Source organism: Vibrio qingdaonensis, assembly GCF_026191675.1.
In the GTDB taxonomy this organism is placed as follows: Bacteria; Pseudomonadota; Gammaproteobacteria; order Enterobacterales; family Vibrionaceae; genus Vibrio; species Vibrio qingdaonensis.
This window is the reverse complement of the sequence record NZ_JAKRRY010000017.1, coordinates 24,933-48,654: the sequence shown is the minus strand read 5'-3', so window position 1 is coordinate 48,654 and position 23,722 is coordinate 24,933. Positions and strand designations below refer to the sequence as shown.

Below are 23,722 nucleotides of genomic sequence, written 5' to 3'. Positions count from 1 at the left end.
CGATGTTGAAATAATGCTAAAGCCCAGTTGTCTTCGGTTACTGGGTTTTTTGTTGCCTGTTAAGAATAATATTGAGCAATAAATCACCAGTTAATTGATAAAATTTATTAATAATTAGTCACTTGCTGGCAGAGCGGTGTGCTCTAGACTATCTTTTTAACTACGAGTTAAACAGGGTAGTTAGAAATGAACATGAAGTGGTCAGCATTATTTTTAGTGGTAGCAGTGCTTAGTGCATGTGGCAAAGCTCCCCCTCCCATTCCCGAGCCGGAATCTCGCCCGGCAAAATTATTTTCGGTATCGGTTGGAAATAGTCAATTCGAGCGTTCATTTCCTGCAACGTCTGAAGCGGGCGATAAAGCGGTGCTGGCGTTTAGAGTGCCCGGGCAATTAGAACAAATAGCGGTGCGCTCGGGCCAGACAGTAAACAAGGGCGACTTACTTGCCAGCCTTAATCCCGACGAATATCTCCTATTAGAAAAACAAGCAAAAGCAAATTTTAGGCTTGCAGATGTGCAGTATCAGCGAGCGCTAAAGTTACGTAAAGAAAAAGTGGTATCTGAGCAAGATTATGATCAAGCCAATGCCAATATGAAGTCTGCCCGAGCGAGCTGGTCGCAAGCCAAAGCGAACCTAAGTTACGCTCAATTAGTCGCACCGTACGATGGCACCATCTCGATTATTCCTGCCGATAACTTTGAATATATTCAAGCTAAAGAAGGGGTTATGAATATTCAGTCTAATCAGCTGCTCAAGGTCATATTCCAATTGCCGGATTACCTACTTAATCGCTTTCAAGGTAAAAATCAGATTGATGCATCTATGGCGTTTGATGCGTTTCCAAGTAACCAATATGAGCTGACTTTTCAAGAGATTGATACGGAAGCAGATCCTAAAACGGGCAGTTATAAAGTAACGATGGTCATGGAGAGACCGACTGATATCGGTATTTTGCCTGGTATGGCAGGGCAAGTTAGCGTGATTGCCAAGAGTGAAGCGGCGACGGTGATTCCGGTGTCTGCCTTGTTTGTCGAAAATGATAAGCAATGCGTGTGGAAGGTGGGTGACGATGGGATTGTTGAGAAGGTGGCGGTGGAGCTCAATGAAAAAAGACAAGTAATCACCGGGCTTGAAGATGGTGACAAGATCGTCATTTCAGGTGTTCAAGGAATAGAAGCGGGCATTAAGGTTCGTGAGTGGATTAAGGAAAGAGGGCTATGATGATGAATGTTCGCCTCGTTAGTCTACTTACTATCGCTGTGCTGCTAGCTGGTTGCGATAAAGCGCCGGTAGAAGCAAGAAATGAAATTCCGAAGGTGAGAACGACAACGATCAGTAAAGCTGAGCTAAAAGATAAGTTGTACTTTCCAGCATTAGCAACCGCGGCAGATCGCTCGCATTTGAGTTTTCGAGTACCGGGAGAGATCAATAGCATCACGCTTAAAGAAGGGGATTTTGTAAAAAAAGGCGATATTCTCGCCACCCTCGACCCAACGGATTACAAGCTAGATGTTGATAATGCCCAGGCTCGCTTCTCGGTTATTGACAGCCAGTATCGCCGGTCGAGTCCATTGGTGAAAAAAGGACTGTTGGCGAAGTCACAATTTGATGAAATAGCGGCGCAGCGTGCTTATGCAAGAGCAGAGCTAGAGTTGGCTCAGTTAAGGTTGTCGTTTACTCAGTTGCTTGCACCTGTGGATGGCGTTATTTCAAGGGTGTCCGCGGAGCAATTTGAAAATGTCCAAATTGGCCAGCAAGTCGTGAATATTCATAGCGTTGAGGAGGTGGAAATTATTATGCAGATGCCTGATAGTTTCTCGCTAAATCAGCCTAAAAGTAACGATATAAGCCACATTGGGGCGCTTGTGCGAGTACCTTCTGGCAACGAATATGAAGCGCAGCTAAAAGAGTTTACTACTGAACCGGATCCTGCGCTTGGTACGTTTACCGCCACCTTAGTGATGCCAATGCCTGCGACGGAATTTGTTTTGGATGGCATGGCTGTGGATGTCACCTCCAAGGCGAAAGATGTCGGACTCAAGTTGGACTTGGGGGTGAGTGTTCCGATTGAGTCGGTGTTTAACCAAGATGGCGATGGATTGGGCGATCTTGAAAAATATGTCTGGGTTGTCTCTGATGATGGAAACAGGGCAACGGTAAGCAAGCAAAAGGTACTCACAGGTAAAGTCTCTCGTTCTACCATTCAAATATTAGATGGAATAGAGAGTAATGATCAGATAGTCATTGCAGGTATTGCCCGATTACGTGACGGCATGGAAGTGGAAGTTCTCGCGCAGGAGGCGAACTAATGAGCCAAGAAGAAAAGAAGTCTTTGCCTCAAAGTGATGATGATATCACGGGTGTAGCCGCCTATTTTATTCGTAACAAAGTGGTCAGTTGGATGGTTTCGCTGATTTTCCTTATTGGAGGTGTATCCGCCTTTTTTGGCTTAGGACGCTTGGAAGATCCTGCCTTTACCATTAAAGATGCCATGGTGGTCACCTCTTATCCGGGGGCGACACCGCAACAAGTTGAAGAAGAAGTGACTTATCCCATAGAAAAAGCGATTCAACAGCTGACCTATGTCGATGAAATCAATTCAATCTCCAGCCGTGGTTTGTCTCAAATAACCGTCACCATGAAAAATAACTATGGGCCTGATGATTTACCGCAAATTTGGGATGAGTTACGCCGAAAAGTGAATGACTTAAAGGGGTCATTACCACCAGGCGTCAACGACCCAACGGTAATAGACGACTTTGGTGATGTCTATGGCGTATTACTGGCGTTAACAGGCGAGGGGTACAGCTATAAAGAAATTTCTGATTATGTGGATTACTTGCGGCGGGAGCTCGAACTTATTGATGGTGTCAGTAAAGTGTCGGTGACGGGGCAGCAGCAAGAACAAGTCTTTATTGAAATTTCGATTAAACGAATTAGTGCTTTAGGCATTGCGCCCAGTACGATTTTTAATTTGCTGCAAACGCAGAATGTGGTGTCTAACGCAGGCGCGACTCGCATTGGTAGTGAGTATATTCGTATTCAGCCAACGGGTGAATTTACCGATGTCAGTGAACTCGGCGATTTAATTTTAACAGAAGGTGGAGCTGATGGGCTCATCTATCTAAAAGATGTGGCTGACATTAAACGCGGCTTTATCGAAGTGCCGACGAATATCATCAACTTTAATGGCCAAGTGGCGTTGAATGTGGGGGTATCATTTGCGACAGGGGTGAATGTAGTAGAGGTTGGAGAGCGGTTTGACCGACGACTAGCAGAGCTTAAGTTTCAGCAACCTGTTGGCATCGAGATCGCAGAGGTGTATAGCCAACCAAAGGAAGTGGACAAGTCCGTTCGTGGTTTTGTCGTGAGTTTGGGGCAGGCCGTTGCGATTGTTATTATCGTTCTGCTGTTTTTTATGGGGTTGCGATCGGGCTTATTGATCGGTTTGATCTTGTTACTGACGGTACTTGGCACCTTTATTTTCATGCAATACATGGCGATTGATTTGCAGCGAATCTCATTGGGTGCCTTGGTGATCGCGTTAGGGATGCTGGTAGATAATGCCATAGTGGTGGTTGAAGGGATATTAATCGGTACACAGCGAGGGAAGACGCGGCTTCAAGCCGCGACAGACATTGTCACTCAAACTAAGTGGCCATTATTAGGCGCGACGGTGATTGCAGTCACCGCATTTGCGCCGATTGGTTTGTCGCAAGATTCCACCGGTGAGTACTGTGGCACCTTGTTCACAGTATTGCTTATTTCTCTGATGTTAAGTTGGTTTACGGCAATTTCGCTTACGCCATTTTTTGCAGACATGTTCTTTAAGGGTCAGAAAATCAAAGGGGGCGAAGACGGTGGAGAGGGCAGTGACCCCTATAATGGCATTGTCTTTGTGATGTATCGAAAGTTTCTGGAATTTTGTATGCACCGCGCTTGGTTAACCGTCGCTTTTCTCATTGTGTGTCTTGGTGGAAGTTTATACGGGTTTACTTTAGTGAAGCAGTCCTTCTTCCCTGCATCGACAACACCGATGTTTCAAGTGGATGTTTGGCTACCGGAAGGTACGGACATTCGAGCGACCAATACTAAGTTAAAAGTATTGGAAAATTGGATAGCGGAACAACCGGAAACGGACCACATCACGACGACAGCAGGTAAAGGCTTACAGCGCTTCATGCTGACTTACGCGCCCGAAAAGAGTTATGCCGCCTATGGTGAAATCACCACAAGAGCGAAAAGTTACGAGCAACTCCAACCTTTAATGAATCGTTTTAGAGATTATGTCGATAGCACTTTCCCTGAGATCAATTATAAGCTTAAACAGATTGAACTTGGTCCTGGTGGAGGGGCGAAGATTGAGGCGCGCATTATCGGTTCGGACCCAACGGTATTACGTGGTATTGCGACTCAAGTCATGGATATTATGTACGCCGATCCTGGCGCATTTAATATTCGTCATGATTGGCGAGAGAGAACCAAAGTACTTGAACCAGTATTTAATGAAAGCCAAGCAAGACGCTACGGTATTACTAAGTCTGATGTTGATGATGTGTTGATGATGTCCTTTTCTGGGAAATCGGTTGGGCTATATCGCGACGGAACAACGCTTATGCCTATCGTCGCCCGTCTCCCTGATGACGAGCGGGTGGATATCCGTAATATTGAGGGTATGATGATATGGAGCCCAGCTCTGTCCGAGTTTATTCCATTCCAGCAAGTGACTCAGGGTTATGATGTTCGCTGGGAGGACCCAATCATTGTGCGCAAGAACCGCAAGCGCATGTTGACGGTGATGGCGGATCCTGATCTTCTTGGTGAAGAAACCGCAGCAACATTACAAAAACGTATTCAACCTCAGATTGAGGCCATAGCGCTTCCACCTGGCTATTTCTTGGAGTGGGGGGGGGAATATGAGTCATCAGGAGACGCGCAGGCGTCACTGTTCCAAACGATGCCAATGGGCTACTTGTTTATGTTCCTGATCACTATATTTCTGTTCAATGCCGTGAAAGAGGCGTTGATTGTGTGGCTGACGGTACCGCTTGCCATTATTGGTGTTACGACAGGGTTACTGGCGTTGAATACTCCGTTTGGCTTTATGGCATTACTGGGTTTTCTCAGCTTATCAGGAATGGTTTTGAAAAATGGTATCGTACTACTCGATCAGATAGAAATTGAGATTAAATCGGGTAAAGAAGCGTATTACGCGGTCGTTGATGCGGCATTGAGTCGTGTTCGTCCGGTGTGTATGGCGGCCATCACAACGATATTGGGTATGATTCCATTATTGCCAGATATCTTTTTTAAACCGATGGCGGTCACCATTATGTTCGGGCTTGGGTTTGCGACGGTACTGACGTTGATTGTTGTCCCAGTGCTGTATCGATTATTTCATCGAGTTATTGTTCCACCGCGTTAACGTCATGTAATGACAGATATGCTGTGATAGGAAGTCTCAATCTCGGTATTTATCGGAAATTAACACTCTAAATGGCATGCTGTCACCCGCTGCGGTGACAGCATTTTTGTAATACTGATAACAATAAGGATGTGAGTATGTGCAAGCGTTGTCCGTGGTTAGATGAAACAAAGAGTGACTATGTCGAATATCACGATAACGAATGGGGTGTGCCGGTATTTGATGATAAAACGTTATTTGAGTTTTTGGTTCTTGAATCGGCTCAAGCTGGCCTAAGCTGGTACACGATATTGAAACGACGTGAAGGCTATCAACGCGCTTTTGCCGATTTTGATGTTGAGAAAGTAGCGCAGTTTTCCCCACAAGAGGAAGAGCAGCTCATGCAAGATACGGGCATTATTCGTAATAGGTTAAAAATCAAATCGACCGTCACGAATGCCCAACGCTTTATTCAGATTCAACAAGAGTTTGGTTCGTTTAGTCAATACCTATGGTCATATGTTGAACATGCGGTCATCGTCAATAACTGGCAGTGTTTAGAAGACTATCCTGCCACGTCACCTGTATCGGACGCTTTGAGTAAGGATTTGAAAAAGCGTGGCTTTAAATTTGTCGGCTCTACCATTATTTATGCCTACCTTCAGGCCGCGGGCTTGATCAACGACCATAGCCAACAATGCTACCGCCGCCAACAAATCATCGATAGCTACTCATCACTAGGGGTGAAATACGTTATGTCTAATCAATAACGATTGGCGAGTGGTTAGCCATATTAATCCGAGTGATCGCTATTCGTGGTAGCAGTATCAGCAGTATCAGCAGTAACGCGAATAGCGATAGTTATTGAGTGACGCTGTCACCTGCATGCGGAGTAGATAGAAGCGGTTTAATCAAGCGTGTTATAGTGTTGAAAATAGTGTGGAAAAAATGTCGGACAAGACGAAGGATAATATGGAAAAATTTTCCTCTATTTACGCTCGTGCTTCAGAGCGTAAAGGCGGTGACGATGCGTTGGAGTCTCTGCTTACCAAGCCCCTTACGCGAGCAGAATTATTGGCGATATCGGATGATAGATGGCTCGCTGCGTTTACAATGAAGGTGTTCCAATGCGGTATCTCATGGCAAGTGGTGCGTAATAAATGGGATAACTTTGAAGACGTATTTTTCCAGTTCCGAGTCGAGCCGTTATTGATGTTGTCAGATGAACACTGGGAGCAAAAAGCCCAAGACCCGCGCATTATTCGACATCTGACTAAGGTGATGTCGATTCCTAGCAACGCGAGAATGATTCAATCTGCTCGTTTTGAGCATGCTTCTTTCGCCGAGATGGTGGCTAACTGGCCTGCGGATTCTGTGACGGAGCTGTGGCTGCATTTGAAAAAACATGGCGCCCGATTAGGGGGAAATACCGGACCTTATGCATTGCGTCAGCTTGGTGTTGACACGTTTATTTTGTCCTCGGATGTAGAAGGTTATCTGAGAAACACAAAAGTGCTGGATTCAGGAAGAGGAACAAAACGGGCGCTTAAGGCGGCCAATGTGGCTTTTGCAGAGTGGCAGCAAGAGTCAGGGCGATCGCTGTCAGAAATTAGCCAAATCATAGCCTATGGTTTTGGAGAAAACAGGGTCTAACTTGTTCATCTATAGGGCGTAAGTTCTGCAATTTCAAGCCGCTGTTCTATTAGCTGTTTATACGGATAAAGAAAACCATCGCAGAGGCGATGGTTTTGAAGAGTCAGCATACTGCGGAGACGGTTAAGACTCCAAAATAACACGAGTGTCTTCACTGAGCGCTTCTAATTCATTGGCTATATCGGCAATTTTCATTGCTTGCGGGATTTTAAGGGCGATATTTGCGGTGAATAAGCTCGAGCTAATGCCGCCGCCGCCAGCTAGGAAGACTCGCTGGCAGTCCATGTCTAAAATGCGAATATCTTGTGCGTCGAGGTATTGAGTAATTTCATTCACAATACCGGCTCGATCGTTAGCATCCAATCTTAGGTGATAAATAGTTTCTTGATCGTGGATATGTCTTTCGGTATCGGTGATCTGAACCGTGAGATTAGTATGATCTTCAAAAGCTCGTTTGACGATGGCTTGATTTTCGCTAGGAAGCTCGACTTTGATGACGGCCGCAACATGATCTTCGAGGAAGTTCACTTTACTCACCAACCATTTTCCACCATTTTCATGAGTAATCGCGGCTAAGTTTTTGATGGTGGCTGGGGTGGCTTGACCGACAAAGCTGACGATGAAAGTAGTACTGCTCATAAGATTCCCTCCACGGGTTTAAAACCGATAACTAATTGAATAGTTAATTCCAGTTTAGATGTAAAACAGTTCCGCCGCATGATGAACGTCAAGTATTCACTCTAAAACTAAAACAAGATCATTGAACTGTAATTAGGCGCACAATTTACATGGTTTTTATTTGGTCAACAAAGAGTTAGCTATAATACCCTTCTTGTCGCAGATCTAATTTACCGTTCTCTAACATTTAACAACTAGACCGACCGGTTTGTTTTGGTTATTGTGTGATTACTTTCTTAGGAGGATAACCATATCGTAACGATGAGTTGGATTGGCAAATCCGCGGAATAATACCATCTTAGGGTACCGGATATGGTCTACTGGATGTCACGAAGTGCTCACTAAATACGGGGATCCAGAACTCAATTATGTGTACCAACACGGGCAACAAATATTTCATCATATTGAGCCAATTATCGGACATATACTTAAGCCAAATAGTGTGGTGAAAACCGCATGTACATTGAATGGGTGGCAATATGGATAGTTATTTACTACTGGGCTTGGCCATGGCTTTGCTTAGTATTTGGAAAACATACTCTGGTCCGGCATTAGCAGGCTTTGTTGGTTTTAGTTATCCTGAAATGTTGTTGTTTAATGTGCTTCCAGCATTGATGGCAGGCTGTTTTGGATGGTTTATTGGGCGATATTCCTTTTATCTTTATGCAAGAAAGAACTTTCATCCTCATAGGCCTAAGCTGAGGCGCTTTGTTGCGGCATGGAAAAGATACGGCAATAAAACAATGGCGACACTTGCTCCTGTTCTAGTTGGCATTCCATTGTATACCTTGGTCGCAAGGCGGCTTAGACAAGATCGAGTGACAACCTTCATTTTATTGTCATCGTCTATTTTGTGTTGGAGTGGCTTGAGCTATAGCCTCGTCAATGCATTAGATCTCAGTACACACTTCAATCTACAAGGCTTGCTCACACAGATAGGGCTTTGAGTTAACTTACTTTATTAAATCTGAAAGTTTGCTTTATGGATACCAACAACTAGTCTGTAAGAGCAAGCAGGAGTCGCAACATGACACATACACAAAAGTTCTTGTTAATGGCGGTACTTGGGCTAATCCCAATTGCTTTAATGTATGGGTTGGTACCTAGTATCACCTTACCTTTCCTGTTTGATATTGATGCATCACCGACGAATGTGAGTCATATCTTTCGTGCTGTAATGGGGCTTTATCTTGCATTGGCGGTCTATTGGCTGATGGGGGCTTTCGGGACACCAAAAATGGCGCGCTCTGCACTACAAAGTCTGATTGTCTTTATGTGGGGGCTGGGTTTAGGTCGTGTTATAAGCATGGTCGTTGATGGGATACCAAATGGGCTGTTAGTCGTATATCTTCTCCTCGAAATAGGATTTGGAGTGGTAGGGATTGTGCTTCTCCAAAAAGATGATTTTAAAACCAAACGTGTCGCATGAATAGTGTCGTATGAATAATGTCGCGTGAATATATTAGGAGGCAGGATGCACCGTATATTAATGAAATGGTTAGTGGTGAGTTTATTGGGTTGGAGTGCACTTGCGAATGCGAATGAAAAGCCACCCAATATCTTTGTTATTTTTACTGATGATATTGGTATCTCTAACCTTAGTGCTTACCATAGGGGATTAATGAGTAGTGAGACGCCCAATATTGATAGTATTGCCGAGAAAGGGATGTTGCTGACGGACTATTATGCTCAGCCTTCTTGCACCGCAGGGCGCTCAGCATTTATTACCGGACAGTTTCCCGTTCGTACCGGCATGCATACTGTTGGCCTTCCAGGTAGTCCGGTAGGGCTTAATGCTGATACACCGACACTGCCTGAAATATTGAAAACTTTAGGCTATACAACGGGTCAATTTGGTAAGAACCATTTAGGTGATCGAGATGAAGTGCTGCCGACAATGAATGGTTTCGATGAATATTGGGGCTGGCTATACCATCTTAATGCGATGGAATACACTGAAGACCCTGATTGGCCAAAAGACGAAGCGTTCCAGAAATTTGCACCACGGAATGTGATTCATTCCAAGTCAGATGGCAAGGGTGGACAAACCATCAAAGATGATGGACCTTTGACCATCGAACGCATGCGTACTTTAGACGATGAGGTTAATAAACATACGATCAACTTCATTGAAAATGCGGTGAAACAAGACAAACCTTTTTTCACTTGGTATTGCCCGTCAAGAGGCCATGTTTGGACCCACTTGTCCCCAGAATACGAAGCCATGCTTGGACAAAACGGTTGGGGCTTGCAAGAAGTTGTGATGAAAGACCTTGATGATCATGTCGGTGAGATGCTTGCCAAATTAGAAGAGTTGGGCGTGGCCGATAACACGATTGTGATCTTTACGGCGGATAATGGGCCAGAAATCATGACTTGGCCTGATGGTGGTATGACGCCATTTCACGGTGAAAAAGGCTCGACATGGGAAGGGGGGGTTCGTGCGCCTCTGATCGTGAGCTGGCCAGGTAAGATTCCAGCCGGACAAATACACAACGGCATGTTTGACGGTATGGATTGGTTACCTACGCTTGTTGAAGCGGCGGGGGGACCAAGCGATCTTAAACAACAAATGCTGACTGGTTATGAAGGCTTTAAAGCGCATTTGGATGGTTACAATCAAACAGCAATGCTAACCGAGTTAGCTCCGTCAAACCGTAAAGAGATCATATACTACGAGCGTGATCGACTCCAAGCGGTTCGGGTTGGTGATTGGAAAGCTCACTTTGTGGTGCAAAACCACGGTTGGAGTGGACCGAAAGAAGAACTCAACGCACCGCTGCTGTTTAATCTACGTCGTGACCCTTACGAGCGTGCTGCCGAGGAGTCTGGTATGTATATCAACTGGATGGGTAAGAAAATGTGGGCGTTTGGTCCCGCTCAGGCGACGGTACAGCAACACTTAGAGAGCTTTAAAGAGTGGCCTCCTGTCACTTTTGAGCCGGATGCGGTGGATGTATCCGGAATAGGGCGCTAAATGGTTGTTAATTAGCTTAGTTATTAAAGGGCTGCTTGCAGCCCTTATTTTATCAGTAACTTAGTTTCGGTCATGGCTTGCTCTAAGTGCGTTCGGTCTTTTTGCATGGCGCACAGTAGTGTGGCACCTAGCCACTTAGCATAAAGTGTTCGCGAAGCCATGTAAGGGTTTTCAATGGTCAGCAGACCTTGCTCGTTGCCAGATGTGAAGTAACCCGCCATACGATTGATGACCTTCTCTGCGCCATTATCTAACTCGGCTTGCATGCTCGATGATGTTCCAGATATTTCTCCGGACAATTTCACCACCAAACATTTGATCTGAAAGTCCTCAGTCACTTTTGATTCTGACCAGAACTCGAAATAACGTATCGCTCGCTGTTCAAAGGTGATGGCGCTGTCTTCAAGATATTGACTGAGCGTGTTTAGATGGTCCTTAAAATAGTCCTCTAATAACTGACGACCGAAATCTTCCTTCGATTTGAAATGGTGGTAGAAAGAGCCTTTCGTCGCGTTCGCTTGTTGAATGATCTTCATAATACCAATACCAGCAAATCCGTGTTCGCTAATGAGCTCAAACCCAGCGTTGAGAAGTGTTTGTTTTAAATCAGCCATAAGTCCACCATTTGTTGCAATCGGTGACTATTGTAACCCTGAACAAACAGACCGTACAGTCTAGTAGCGTTAGCATCGTTAATCGGGTGATTTGCCACGAAATCGCTATTGCTATTTCAACAACTCATGTCATCCTTATGGAAAAACCTACAAGGAGAGATCATGCTTAAAATTGCAATGTTGAGTACTGGTGAAGAAGTATTGTATGGCGATATTGTTGATACCAATGCTGCATGGCTCAGCCGTCTATTTTATGAGCATGGGTTTTCCATGTCGAAGCGCTCAACGGTAGGAGATCAGCGAACTGCATTGCTACAAGAGATGGTCATGCTGAGTTTGAATTTGGATGTGGTGATTGTCAATGGTGGCTTGGGCCCTACGTCTGACGATCTCACGGCTGAAGTGGCTGCCGAAGCCGCGGATCAACCTTTGGTGTTGAACCAAGATTGGTTGGAGACGCTGACAGCTTTTTATGCTCAACGTGGTAAATCCATGCCTGACAGCAATATCAAACAAGCGATGTTGCCTGAGGGAGCAGTGGTAGTCGATAACCCAATTGGCACCGCGTGTGGCTTTAAAATGATGATCAATGATTGCCTGTTTTACTTTACCCCTGGTGTGCCAAGCGAATTTAAAAAGATGGCAACAGAGCAAATATTACCAGATTTGAAGCGACAGTTTGGACAGTCAGCGGGCCGAGATTGTCGCCGTTTGTACACGTTTGGCCTTTCCGAGTCAGGTATCGCAGATACCTTGTCTGTAATTGCTTTGCCAGACGGCTATGAGCTTGGTTATCGTTCGTACCTACCTTTTATTGAAGTAAAGCTCTTTGGTCCTTCTCAAGATGTAGAGAAAGGCGTGCGCCTCCTCGCGATGATAGAGAAATTACTGCATCAAAATGTGGTCAGTGTTGATGAACCAATGTTGTCTCGTATTAGCCACCTAGTGGACACTCATAAGCCGACGCTCGCCATATCTGAACATGCGACTAAAGGGTACTTGTCGGCATGGCTACAAGATGATGAGTCATTAGCTCGTTATTGCGGTGCAACATGGATACTAGGCGACAAGACGTCTTCACCTTTGACGAAAGAAGGTGAACCTCTAGGTGCGGTCCTTGCATTGGCTGCTGCGACAAAAAGCAATTGCGAGGCGGATATTGCTTTGGCGACGGGAAAGTTTGAGTCGGGTGTATTTTCAGTTGCGATTGCGACACCAAAAGGAGAGTGGGGACAGATTCTCCAATTACAGCGCAAGTATAGCTCGAAGGATGTAAAAACGATCATTGCCACGGTCGCTGGGGACATGTTACGACGTTACTTAGATGGCAAGCCAATGTTTCCCGATTATGGCTACGTGAATCGTAAAGAGGAGATCTACGTGCCTTCTAGTGTGCTGTAAGGGCCGGGTAAGTTAGACTTTTTCTGGTTCGTATAGCCCTCATGAAAGCTATTCAATTAAGTGCGTATATGCCAATTGGTTATCACTATATAAATATAAGATCTATGTCACAGTATATTGATCTTAAAGCAAAAGTTTAGATTCTCATTTTTGAGAGTAGCTCTTCTTAAAAAATTGATTAGAATCAATGTTCACTCTGGAAACAGTGGTGTCTAGGGAGGAAGCAATGATTCAACAATCAAAGATTCGTGTGGTATACCAAGTCGCAAATGAGAAGATCATGTTAGGCGAAGCCTTTAGTAAAACATGCGGTGATATTGCGGCGATGTGGTTGAAAGCACCGATGGAAGACCTTTTGTCTGATGAAGAAGGATTTAAGATTTCACTTTATGATGATGGTGGTCGTCACGTAGCGGATAAAGCCGTCTCGATGGGTACCGCCGATAGCATTCTAGCGACGGTTGATTAGCCGTCTACATCGTATTTTCTCTTTTAAGCCGGTTTATTAAACCGGCTTTTCTTTTTGTAGTGGCATGCTCAGCCATTTATTTCTGCCCTTTTCTTATTACCTCTGCTGTCTGACACCTATCGTAGGTTCGTGATCTATAGCGAATGATAAGCCAGTAGTTATTAACTAATGCATTCATCAAATGTGATCTATTTTGTGCTTTTGCTCTAATTTTAATCACAATTATAAATCATGGCTCATACTCGATGTAACACGTCTATTACGGTTAGAGTATGAAGTTATTATGAGTGCATCATCGCTGGTGGAAATCGAAAGCCTATTTAACGATAACGGGGAACCAGAATTTGGTCACCTTACTGCTATCCCTAAATACCTTGGTTTAGAACGTTTTGTGTATCGCACCACAATGGACAAAACGGCAAATCGCTTGGCGAAGTATTTTCATTATAAGCAGTTTCAATTTGTCAGTATTAGTACGCCAGATTACATCATAGGGGTGGCGATGGCTGACATACGTTACCTTGGCAACAGTTTCTATTATGTCTATGACATTGCCACCAATGAGCTTATAGAAGCGAAAACAATCCAACCCTTGGGCTATCGCTATCAGTTAATGCCTTCGCCATGGCAAAGCATCAGCTATTTTAATGCCTTGGGAACACGGATTGAAATCGAGGCGGGGTTATGGCGGGTCACCGTTGATTCTGAGTTACTTGATATGGATATCATATTGAACCCTCCTAGTGTGGGAGGCCCGCTTATGCTGTGTACGCCTACGGGTTATTCAGGCTGGACGTATACGCAAAAACACAATGCTTTGGCAGTAACAGGCCGTATAAAGGTGCAAGGTAAAGCGCTTGATGTGTCGACTTGTCTTGCTGGTTATGATTTTTCTGCAGGCTATATGCGGCAAGAGACCAGTTGGCGCTGGGCCAGTCTTAATGCGATAGTCAATGAGCGTCGAATCGGTGTAAATCTAGCGGCTGGTGTCAACGAAACAGGGGCGACGGAAAACACGTTATGGATCGATGGACAACGTTATCTACTTAATGGTGTGCATTTTGATTTTGACCGGTTGGACTCGAATAAACCATGGCGGATCTATGGGGATGACGGTGCCATCGATCTGACCTTTCGACCCCTTCAATTAAGGTCAGAAAAGCTCAACTTTGGGCTATTGAAGAGCAATTTTCGCCAGTATGTCGGTTACTTTTCCGGTGTATTAACGGATCTGGAAGGTAATCACTATCCATTAGACCGTGTGCTCGGTTTGACGGAAGATCATTATGCAAAATGGTAAGGAGAACTTAGCGTGACTGATATCGTTGATAACCCAGAGTGGCTATTACTGCTGCTTGCCCCTGTTTTTATTGCAATGATGGCACTTGAATATGCATTTGGGCAGCGTGCAGGGCGGTTACCTAAGTCGGGTCATTATTCGTTAAAAGAGCTCATGTGCAATTTTAGCTTGGCCGGGTTGCATCAGTTGTCTGATCTGCTTGCGGGTCTACTTATTTCCTATTTATATTTGAGTGTATTTGGCTGGCGCTTGTTTGATATAGAAATGTCGCTATCAACGTTTTTATTACTGATGATTTTGCAGGATTTTTTCTATTATTGGTTCCATAGAGCGAGTCATCGAGTTCGTTGGATGTGGGCGGCACATGTTGTTCATCATAGCTCGGAGGGCATGAATTTTAGTACTGCCTTTAGACAGAGCCTAATGTACCCATTAGCCGGGATGTGGTTATTCTGGTTACCACTGATTGTCATAGGATTTGACCCTAAGTGGGTAGTGTTCGTTGTGCTGTTGAATTTGGGGTTACAGTTTTTCGTGCATACTCAATGGATCAAGCGTCTCGGTTGGTTGGAATGGGTGTTTAATACGCCTTCGCATCATCGTGTTCATCATGGCCGGAATTCGCAATACATCGATAAAAATTATGCCGGAGTGCTGATAGTCTGGGACCGGATATTTGGCACGTTTGAGCCTGAAGTGGAGACGGTAAGATATGGCATCAGCAAGCCAGTCGAGAGCTTTAATCCCATTACAGTGACATTTGCCGAGTGGAAAGACATGTGGCGGGATGTTATTGCACCAGACAAAACGTTAAAGCAACGGCTTACTACCATGCTATCGCCGCCGAATGATAACAAATAAGGCAATTAGGGTCGCTGGTATAGAACAAAATTAACGACAGATTTAAATGAGCGGCAATAAAAAACGGCTCCTGAAGAGCCGTTTAAAGAGGAGGGAGCTTGTTTATGCTCGCTTCTTTACTTGATGCGCAATATCGCCGAGTTCAATATTCGTTTTCGCCCGACAGATACAAGGTAATATTTCATTACTTTTTGTGTAAGCCATTGCAAACCCTACGTATTCCACTTCTCCAGAAACCAACGTACAGCGGCAAGCGCCACAATGACCGTCTCGGCAGTTGTACTCTGGTTCTAACCCCGCTTGTTCTAGGGTCTCTAAGACCGTATTAGAAGGGTTAGATTCAATGGTCGTGATAGCGTTTATCTTAATGGTTGGCATTAAAGTTCGAAGTCCTCGAAGTCGTTCGCACTTACTTCATTATCAATTTGACCAACAAGATAAGAACTAATTTCGGCTTCTTGAGGGGCAACTTGAACATTATCTGAAGATAACCAAGCGTTAATCCAAGGGATCGGGTTCGATGTCGCTTCCGGATATGCCACACCCAAGCCAACAGCTTGCATACGCACGTTAGTGATGTACTCTACGTATTGGCATAGGATATCTTTGTTCAAGCCAATCATTGAACCATCTTTGAATAGGTATTCAGCCCATTCTTTTTCTTGTTCTGCTGCGTCTTTAAACAGGTCGAAACAGTCTTGCTTGCACTCTTCTGCAATTTGCATGAATGAGAAATCATCCTGGCCATTACGAAGAATGTTAACCATGTGCTGCGTGCCAGTAAGGTGCAATGCTTCATCACGTGCAATCAGCTTAATGATTTTTGCGTTACCTTCCATCAGCTCGCGCTCCGCAAAAGCAAATGAACAAGCAAAACTTACGTAGAAACGAATCGCTTCCAACGCGTTCACTGACATCAAGCAAAGGTAGAGTTTTTTCTTAAGCTCATACAGGCTAACGTTAACTTCGTCACCATTCAGAACGTGCGTACCTTCGCCGTAGCGGTGGTAGTCATTTGTTGCTTGAATGAGGTCGTCGTAGTAGTGCGCAATGTCTTTAGCACGCTTTAAAATGTGCTCATTTTCCACGATGTCGTCAAAGACGACACTTGGATCATTGACAATATTGCGAATGATGTGTGTATAGGAGCGAGAGTGGATCGTTTCAGAGAACGACCATGTCTCAATCCAAGTTTCAAGCTCTGGAAGTGACACCAATGGTAAAAGCGCAACGTTAGGGCTACGACCTTGAATTGAATCCAGTAACGTTTGATATTTCAAGTTACTGATGAAAATGTGCTTTTCATGTTCTGGTAGCTTGTTGTAGTCGATACGATCGCTGGATACGTCAACTTCTTCTGGTCGCCAGAAAAAGGAAAGCTGTTTCTCGATCAACTTTTCGAAAATCTCGAATTTTTGTTGGTCATAACGCGCTACGTTGACCGGTTGGCCTAAGAACATTGGTTCTTTTAGGGCGTTATTTTTTGTTTGAGTAAAAGTACTGTAAGCCATGGTGCTGCAATCCTTTTTAGCCCCTTCGCTAAGGAAAGGGCTGTGTTACTAATTTGTCGTATGAACGGTTAAATCTTACAACCGCCGCCTGCACAATCATCTTCTTGTTCAACCACCACGCCTTTATCGCCTTGGTCATCTTTTGCACCGTCTCGGGTGTTATGATAGTACAGAGTTTTTACACCGAACTTATAGGCAGTCAGAAGGTCTTGAAGTAATTTCTTCATCGGAACCTTACCGCTGTCATAGACGCTTGGGTCGTAGTTTGTGTTAGCTGAGATAGCTTGGTCAACAAACTTTTGCATGATGCCCACAAGGTGCAGATAACCGTCGTTGTTGCCAATCTCCCAAAGTAACTCGTAGTTCTCTTTAAGATTGACAAAATCAGGCACAACTTGCTTCAAAATACCATCTTTAGAGGCTTTTACTGAAACGTAGCCACGAGGCGGCTCAATGCCATTGGTCGCATTTGAAATTTGAGATGACGTCTCTGACGGCATAAGTGCAGTCAATGTTGAGTTTCTAAGGCCAAACTCCATGATTTCTTCGCGCAGTTTATCCCAATCGTAATGCAGTGGCTCGTCACATAAAGAGTTGATATCACTCTTGTAAGTGTCGATAGGCAACAAACCTTTCGCGTAGTTGGTTTCGTTAAATAGAGGGCAACGACCTTGCTCTTTCGATAACTCAACAGACGCCTTCAATAGGTGATATTGAATCGCTTCAAACGTGCGGTGTGTCAGATTATTCGCTGACCCGTCTGAGTACTTGACACCATTTTTCGCTAAGTAGTAAGCGTAGTTAATCACACCAACCCCTAACGTACGGCGGTTCATAGTGGACTTGTACGCTGCTGGTAGCGGGTAATCTTGGTAGTCGAGCAGTGCGTCTAACGCACGAACCACAAGGTTAGAAAGCTCAGCAAGATCATCAAGTTCATTGATGGCGCCAAGGTTAAATGCAGACAGAGTACAAAGTGCGATTTCGCCTTCGTCATCTTCTACATTTTTGAGCGGTTTCGTTGGTAGTGCGATTTCTAAACAAAGATTAGATTGACGCACTGGTGCAACTTTTGAGTCAAATGGGCTGTGTGTATTACAGTGATCGACATTCTGAATGTAGATACGACCCGTTGAAGCACGCTCTTGCATCAGCAAGGAGAAAAGTTCTACCGCTTTAACCGTTTCTTTTTTGATTGAAGGGTCGTTTTCGTATTGAACATATAAGCGCTCAAATTCGTCTTGATCTTCAAAGAATGCGTCGTATAAACCCGGTACGTCAGACGGCGAGAACAAGGTGATATTGCCACCTTTTACAAGACGTGAGTACATCAGCTTGTTGAGCTGAACACCGTAGTCCATATGACGTACACGGTTTTCTTCAACACCACGGTTGTTCTTTAGTACAAGTAGTGATTGAACTTCACCATGCCACATTGGATAGAACACCGTTGCTGCACCGCCACGAACACCACCTTGAGAGCAACATTTTACTGCTGTTTGGAAGTATTTGTAGAAAGGAATACAGCCAGTGTGGAAGGCTTCGCCGCCACGGATTTCCGAACCTAGAGCACGAATACGGCCTGCATTGATACCAATGCCAGCTCGCTGTGAAACGTAACGAACAATAGAGCTTGCTGTCGCGTTAATAGAATCTAGGCTGTCACCACACTCAATCAGTACGCAAGAGCTGAACTGACGGGTAGGAGTACGTACACCAGACATAATCGGTGTAGGTAGAGAAATTTTGAAGGTCGAAGTTGCATCGTAGAATCGCTTGATATAATCCAAACGCGTTTCTTTTGGATATTTTGCGAACAAACAAGCGGCAACCAAAATGTACAAGAACTGTGCACTTTCAAAGATTTGACCCGTTACGCGGTTTTGCACGAAGTACTTACCTTCCAGCTGTTTAACAGCGGCGTAGGAGAAATCGTGATCGCGCGTGTGGTCAATATAGCTATCGAGCTCATCAAATTCAGCTTTGGTATAGTCAACAAGAAGGTGCTTGTCGTATTTACCTGCTTCAACCATCTTAGACACTTGGTCAAATAGCGTTGGTGGCTCGTACTGGCCATACGCTTTTTTACGAAGGTGGAAGATAGCTAAGCGAGCAGATAAGTATTGATAATCTGGTGTCTCTTCTGAAATAAGATCTGCCGCTGACTTAATGATGGTCTCGTGAATATCAGACGTTGTTATCCCGTCATAAAACTGGATATGAGCTTTTAACTCTACTTGTGAGACTGATACGTTTTGAAGACCTTCTGCAGCCCATGCGATAACACGGTGAATCTTCTCAAGATCGATAGTTTCTTTGCGGCCATTACGTTTGGTAACGGTTAGTTGCTGGTTCATTCTGAGGTGTTCCCTAACAAAACAATATGAAGTCTTGCTTTTATGAAATTTTGTTGAGTCTTAGCGATGACTTCGTGATCCAAGTCGCCCTATGGCTTTTTGTTGTTAACACAAGATATAGGGGTAATTTGCATTCCGGCTTACAAGATAGTGCTATAAGCCAAAATTTTCAAGTTCACATATTTGTTTGAACTGTGGATAAGCAGGGGACAGGAAAAAACAGTTAGTAGACACTAACCATTGAAGATAGAGCAGACTTAGCGGTGAAATTTGCGTGCTAGCAAAACGGTTTTCTTTTAACCATTTCAAAAAAAAATTCCTTGATCTTTGATAATTTCTGGACGGTATTGAGTAGATAATTAAAAGTGCGATATTAGGCTGCAAAACGCACAGGTTTGTCTTGTTTTTGTAGCGTATTTGTGTCGAAAAATTAACGTGGTTAACCTTGTGCAATGCAAGGGTTTGGTCGTGAGATTTTTGTAGTAGGTCGGGATAGGGAGATGCTACTAGATGTAGTGTCAACTATTGAAAAGTATGCTTAGTGTCGCCCTTAGAAAACGACAGGGCGTCAAGCTGGCATCGTGTAGGGAAACGAGCGCAAGACTATCATGATTGGGCATCACGATTGGAGCGCTCATTAGCCAAAGAGTAGAAGGTGAACTCTACCCTTTGTGCTTATGACAATCGACTACTTGGCTTTTTCTGTGTAGACAATGTAGTTGACGTCGACACGCTTACCGAGCTTATAGCTGTCTGTTAGTGGATTGTACTGAAGGCCAGTGATTCCTTTTTCAACCAACTCTGTCCTGTCGACCATTTTTATCAACTCCGATGGCTTGATAAATTTTTCGTGGTCGTGAGTCCCATCCGGCACAATCTTAAGAAGTTTTTCTGCGCCTACAATGGCGAATAGATAAGACTGTAGATTACGATTCAGCGTTGAGAAAAAGACTTGTCCGCCGGGCTTTACAAGTTTTGCGCATGAAGCAATGACAGATGCGGGGTCTGGGACATGTTCTAGCATTTCCATGCAGGTTACCACGTCGTATTCACCGGCATGCTCACTCGCATGTTGCTCGACAGTACTTTGAACATAAGTGAGTTTGGCGCCAGTCTCCAACGCGTGCAATCTTGCAACTTCTAGGGGCTCCTTGCCCATATCTAGGCCGGTAACTGTTGCGCCTTGGACCGCCATACTTTCGGCGAGTATGCCGCCGCCACAGCCCACATCGAGGACTTTTTTGCCAAACAGCCCATTGGCATTTTCAAGAACATAATTAAGTCGTAATGGGTTAATTTGATGAAGAGGTTTGAATTCACCCTCCAGATCCCACCAGCGGCTTGCCATGTCTTCAAACTTTTTGATTTCGTCTAAATCGACGTTTTGGTGCTTATCCATACTGAGCAATGCCTATTTCCAATTTTCCGTCGAGTATACCGCAAATCTTTTTTACTACGAATACCATGAAGTGGGTTTATGTGTTTTTGGCTACCTTGGCAAATTTCAGCCAAATAGTGGCGGTTTTTGCACCACTTCTCAATGTGATGGTTTGGAAATGTGCAAATAGTGGACAGTTGAATCGTAACAAAGGTCACAACATGATAAAAGCCGCGTGAAAGTGATGCCGAACCACGTATTATTGTGTTATATTTTCTGACCTTATACGTATCGAATATACGATCAATATATAGAGGAATGTTAGCTCTATGAGCGATCTAGCTAAAGAGATCACGCCCGTAAATATAGAAGATGAGCTGAGAGGCTCTTACCTCGACTACGCGATGTCCGTCATCGTTGGTCGTGCTCTTCCTGACGTGCGTGATGGCCTAAAACCAGTGCACCGTCGTGTTTTATTCGCGATGAACGTGCTAGGCAATGATTGGAACAAAGCATACAAAAAATCTGCTCGTGTAGTAGGCGATGTTATTGGTAAATATCACCCACATGGTGATAGTGCAGTTTACGAATCGATTGTTCGTATGGCACAGCCATTCTCGCTTCGTTACATGCTGGTCGATGGCCAAGGTAACTTTGGCTCGGTCGATGGTGATTCAGCAGCGGCCATGCGTTACACCGAAGTACGTATGTCGAAAATTGCTGGCGAACTGTTGGCAGACCTTGATAAAGAGACGGTTGATTACGTTCCCAACTATGACGGGACCGAGCAAATCCCTGCAGTATTACCAACAAAGATCCCTAACCTATTGGTTAACGGTGCGTCTGGTATCGCGGTAGGTATGGCAACAAATATTCCACCACATAACTTAAATGAAGTGATTGATGGATGTTTGGCCTTTATTGCTAATGAAGAGATTACGATTGACGAGCTCATGGATTACATCCCTGGGCCTGACTTCCCGACAGCGGCGTTAATCAGTGGCCGTAAAGGCATCATTGATGCGTACAAAACGGGTCGTGGTAAAGTGTATATGCGCTCGAAAGCGGATATTGAAGTAGAGAAAAATGGTAAAGAAACCATTATCGTTACTGAAATCCCGTATCAAGTGAACAAAGCGCGTCTGATTGAAAAAATTGCTGAACTTGTTAAAGACAAGAAAGTAGAAGGCATTAGCGCACTGCGTGATGAGTCGGATAAAGACGGCATGCGCATTGTTATCGAATGTAAGCGTGATGCTGTGGGTGAGGTTGTTCTTAATAACCTTTATTCGCAAACTCAATTGCAAACGACATTTGGTATCAACATGGTTGCGCTTAACAACGGCCAACCACAGCTTTTCAACCTGAAAGAAATGTTGAAGTGCTTCGTTGATCACCGTCGTGAAGTCGTAACGCGTCGTACTATCTTCGAACTGAAGAAAGCACGTGACCGTGCTCATATCCTTGAAGCTTTATCTCTTGCATTAGCGAACATCGATGAAATCATTGAACTGATTCGTAACGCACCAACGCCAGCGGAAGCGAAAGTTGGTCTTGTGGCACGTGGTTGGGAGTTGGGTAATGTTGCTTCTATGCTTGAAAGAGCGGGAACTGACGCTGCTCGTCCTGATTGGCTGGAAGATGAATACGGCATCCGTGATGGTCTTTACTACCTAACAGAGCAACAAGCACAAGCGATTCTGGAACTTCGTCTACACCGTCTAACCGGTCTAGAGCATGAGAAGATTCTTGATGAATATAAAGCGCTTCTAGAAGAAATTGCTGAATTGCTGCACATTTTGGGTAGCACAGAGCGCTTGATGGAAGTGATTCGTGAAGAGCTTGAATTAGTTCAAGCGACTTACGGCGATGCGCGTCGTAGTGAAATTACTGCCGCTGTGCACGATATTGATATGGAAGAGCTAATTGCTCGTGAAGATGTGGTCGTGACCCTATCTCACGAAGGCTATGTGAAATATCAAATCCTAAGCGACTACGAAGCTCAACGTCGTGGTGGTAAAGGTAAGAGCGCCACTAAGATGAAGGAAGAGGATTACATCGAGCGTCTGCTTGTTGCGAATACTCATGACAACATCTTGTGCTTCTCTACTCGCGGTAAAACGTACCGTCTGAAAGTGTATCAACTGCCTCTAGCGAGCCGTGCTGCACGTGGTAAGCCTATTGTTAACCTACTTCCATTGGAAGAAGGCGAGCGTATTACTGCTATTCTGCCAGTCAGCGAATTTAGTCCAGAGAAGTTCATCTTCATGGCGACGGGCGACGGTACGGTTAAGAAGACGTCGTTGGATCAATTCTCTAACGTGCGCTCGAATGGCTTAATTGCTGTTAACTTGCGTGATGATGATTCATTGATTGGCGTTGATATTACCAATGGCGATAGCGACATCATGTTGTTCTCTAAAGCGGGTAAAGTGGTTCGCTTTAGTGAAGATAAAGTTCGTGCTATGGGACGTACTGCAGCAGGTGTTCGTGGTATGAAGCTCGCTGATGATGACCAAGTCGTGTCGTTGATTGTTCCTTCAAACGAAGGTGATATTTTAACGGTAACGAAAAATGGTTACGGTAAGCGAACTGAGCTTGCAGAATACCCTACTAAGGGTCGAGCAACTCAAGGCGTTGTGTCTATCAAAGTTTCAGAGCGAAATGGCCCTGTAGTTGGTGCGGTTCAAGTTGAACTTGGCGACGAAATGATGATGATCACTGATGCAGGTACGTTAGTTCGTACACGCGTTGCGGAAGTAAGCCAAGTTGGCCGAAATACGCAAGGTGTGACACTGATTAGAACGGCGGATGATGAATCAGTGGTTGGTCTTCAACGCATTGATGAAGTAGAAGAAGCTGACTTACCTGAAGGAGAAGTTCTTGAAGGTGAAGCAGCAGCGACTACTGCACCTGTAGAGGAAGCGCCACAAGTGGATGCGGAACCTAAAGACGAAGCAGGCGATGAAGAGTAATCTTCTAAGCTAAGATCTTCTGAAGTAAGATAAGAAAAAGCCGAGCTATGCTCGGCTTTTTTGTGTCTATCTTATTTCGGAGCCTAGATGCAGTTATCTAGTTAAGACAGCCGTTCTAGATTAATCGTAGATGACAATTAATCT

Annotated in this window: 19 protein-coding genes; 13 read left to right on the top strand and 6 right to left on the bottom strand. The window is 44.5% G+C overall.

Annotated elements, in window-relative coordinates; translation table 11 throughout:
- The first annotated feature begins 192 nt into the window (after nucleotides 1-192).
- From MD535_RS13555 to MD535_RS13535, 5 genes are all read left to right on the top strand, one after another.
- Nucleotides 193-1,221, top strand: coding sequence for an efflux RND transporter periplasmic adaptor subunit (locus tag MD535_RS13555; RefSeq protein ID WP_265675607.1), 1,029 nt, complete (start codon nucleotides 193-195; stop codon nucleotides 1,219-1,221).
- Entirely contained in the window at nucleotides 1,221-2,309 is a 1,089-nt protein-coding gene (locus tag MD535_RS13550; RefSeq protein ID WP_265675606.1) for an efflux RND transporter periplasmic adaptor subunit, read from the top strand. Before MD535_RS13555 ends, MD535_RS13550 begins: the two co-directional genes overlap by 1 nt.
- Nucleotides 2,309-5,425 (top strand): efflux RND transporter permease subunit, encoded by a 3,117-nt coding sequence (locus MD535_RS13545; protein WP_265675556.1) that lies wholly within the window; start codon nucleotides 2,309-2,311, stop codon nucleotides 5,423-5,425. Before MD535_RS13550 ends, MD535_RS13545 begins: the two co-directional genes overlap by 1 nt.
- 137 nt (nucleotides 5,426-5,562) lie before the next feature.
- Entirely contained in the window at nucleotides 5,563-6,174 is a 612-nt protein-coding gene (locus MD535_RS13540) for a DNA-3-methyladenine glycosylase I (protein WP_265675555.1), read from the top strand.
- A gap of 202 nt (nucleotides 6,175-6,376) precedes the next feature.
- Nucleotides 6,377-7,057, top strand: coding sequence for a DNA-3-methyladenine glycosylase I (locus MD535_RS13535; RefSeq protein ID WP_265675554.1), 681 nt, complete (start codon nucleotides 6,377-6,379; stop codon nucleotides 7,055-7,057).
- Between the two features lie 123 nt (nucleotides 7,058-7,180).
- Here the strand turns inward: MD535_RS13535 and MD535_RS13530 are convergent, their stop codons facing one another.
- On the bottom strand, nucleotides 7,181-7,696 hold the full coding sequence (locus MD535_RS13530; RefSeq protein ID WP_265675553.1) for a glycine cleavage system protein R: 516 nt from the start codon (nucleotides 7,694-7,696) through the stop codon (nucleotides 7,181-7,183).
- A 518-nt stretch (nucleotides 7,697-8,214) separates the two neighbouring features.
- Between MD535_RS13530 and MD535_RS13525 the strand changes: the two genes are divergently transcribed.
- The 3 genes from MD535_RS13525 (at nucleotide 8,215) to MD535_RS13515 (ending at nucleotide 10,712) form a co-directional block, all read left to right on the top strand.
- On the top strand, nucleotides 8,215-8,682 hold the full coding sequence (locus MD535_RS13525) for a hypothetical protein (RefSeq protein WP_265675552.1): 468 nt from the start codon (nucleotides 8,215-8,217) through the stop codon (nucleotides 8,680-8,682).
- 80 nt (nucleotides 8,683-8,762) lie between these two features.
- Nucleotides 8,763-9,164 (top strand): DUF4345 domain-containing protein, encoded by a 402-nt coding sequence (locus MD535_RS13520; protein ID WP_265675551.1) that lies wholly within the window; start codon nucleotides 8,763-8,765, stop codon nucleotides 9,162-9,164.
- 45 nt (nucleotides 9,165-9,209) lie between these two features.
- Complete coding sequence (locus tag MD535_RS13515) at nucleotides 9,210-10,712, top strand: arylsulfatase (protein ID WP_390902932.1); 1,503 nt, start codon at nucleotides 9,210-9,212, stop codon at nucleotides 10,710-10,712.
- Between the two features lie 44 nt (nucleotides 10,713-10,756).
- Here the strand turns inward: MD535_RS13515 and MD535_RS13510 are convergent, their stop codons facing one another.
- Nucleotides 10,757-11,326, bottom strand: a complete 570-nt coding sequence (locus tag MD535_RS13510) for a TetR/AcrR family transcriptional regulator (protein WP_265675550.1) — start codon at nucleotides 11,324-11,326, stop codon at nucleotides 10,757-10,759.
- A gap of 162 nt (nucleotides 11,327-11,488) precedes the next feature.
- On the opposite strand from MD535_RS13510, the gene MD535_RS13505 reads away from it, so the two are divergent.
- The 4 genes from MD535_RS13505 (at nucleotide 11,489) to MD535_RS13490 (ending at nucleotide 15,357) form a co-directional block, all read left to right on the top strand.
- Nucleotides 11,489-12,727, top strand: coding sequence for a CinA family nicotinamide mononucleotide deamidase-related protein (locus tag MD535_RS13505; protein ID WP_265675549.1), 1,239 nt, complete (start codon nucleotides 11,489-11,491; stop codon nucleotides 12,725-12,727).
- A 226-nt stretch (nucleotides 12,728-12,953) separates the two neighbouring features.
- On the top strand, nucleotides 12,954-13,196 hold the full coding sequence (locus tag MD535_RS13500) for a hypothetical protein (RefSeq protein WP_265675548.1): 243 nt from the start codon (nucleotides 12,954-12,956) through the stop codon (nucleotides 13,194-13,196).
- Between the two features lie 283 nt (nucleotides 13,197-13,479).
- The gene (locus tag MD535_RS13495) at nucleotides 13,480-14,496 is read left to right on the top strand and encodes a DUF2804 domain-containing protein (RefSeq protein WP_265675547.1); all 1,017 of its coding nucleotides are present in this window, start codon (nucleotides 13,480-13,482) and stop codon (nucleotides 14,494-14,496) included.
- 12 nt (nucleotides 14,497-14,508) lie between these two features.
- Nucleotides 14,509-15,357: a sterol desaturase family protein gene (locus tag MD535_RS13490; RefSeq protein ID WP_265675546.1), complete on the top strand. Its 849-nt coding sequence runs from the start codon at nucleotides 14,509-14,511 to the stop codon at nucleotides 15,355-15,357.
- A gap of 102 nt (nucleotides 15,358-15,459) precedes the next feature.
- Here MD535_RS13490 and yfaE read toward each other — a convergent pair whose 3' ends face one another.
- From yfaE to ubiG, 4 genes are all read right to left on the bottom strand, one after another.
- A complete protein-coding gene (gene yfaE, locus MD535_RS13485; protein WP_265675545.1) occupies nucleotides 15,460-15,735 on the bottom strand; it encodes a class I ribonucleotide reductase maintenance protein YfaE in 276 nt (91 codons plus the stop codon).
- Complete coding sequence (nrdB, locus tag MD535_RS13480) at nucleotides 15,735-16,868, bottom strand: class Ia ribonucleoside-diphosphate reductase subunit beta (RefSeq protein ID WP_265675544.1); 1,134 nt, start codon at nucleotides 16,866-16,868, stop codon at nucleotides 15,735-15,737. Before nrdB ends, yfaE begins: the two co-directional genes overlap by 1 nt.
- Before the next feature lie 68 nt (nucleotides 16,869-16,936).
- Nucleotides 16,937-19,225, bottom strand: coding sequence for a class 1a ribonucleoside-diphosphate reductase subunit alpha (nrdA, locus tag MD535_RS13475; RefSeq protein ID WP_265675543.1), 2,289 nt, complete (start codon nucleotides 19,223-19,225; stop codon nucleotides 16,937-16,939).
- 688 nt (nucleotides 19,226-19,913) lie between these two features.
- The gene (gene ubiG / locus MD535_RS13470) at nucleotides 19,914-20,624 is read right to left on the bottom strand and encodes a bifunctional 2-polyprenyl-6-hydroxyphenol methylase/3-demethylubiquinol 3-O-methyltransferase UbiG (protein WP_265675542.1); all 711 of its coding nucleotides are present in this window, start codon (nucleotides 20,622-20,624) and stop codon (nucleotides 19,914-19,916) included.
- Nucleotides 20,625-20,932: 308 nt separating this feature from the next.
- Between ubiG and gyrA the strand changes: the two genes are divergently transcribed.
- The gene (gene gyrA, locus MD535_RS13465) at nucleotides 20,933-23,578 is read left to right on the top strand and encodes a DNA topoisomerase (ATP-hydrolyzing) subunit A (protein WP_265675541.1); all 2,646 of its coding nucleotides are present in this window, start codon (nucleotides 20,933-20,935) and stop codon (nucleotides 23,576-23,578) included.
- The last annotated feature ends 144 nt before the right edge of the window (nucleotides 23,579-23,722 follow it).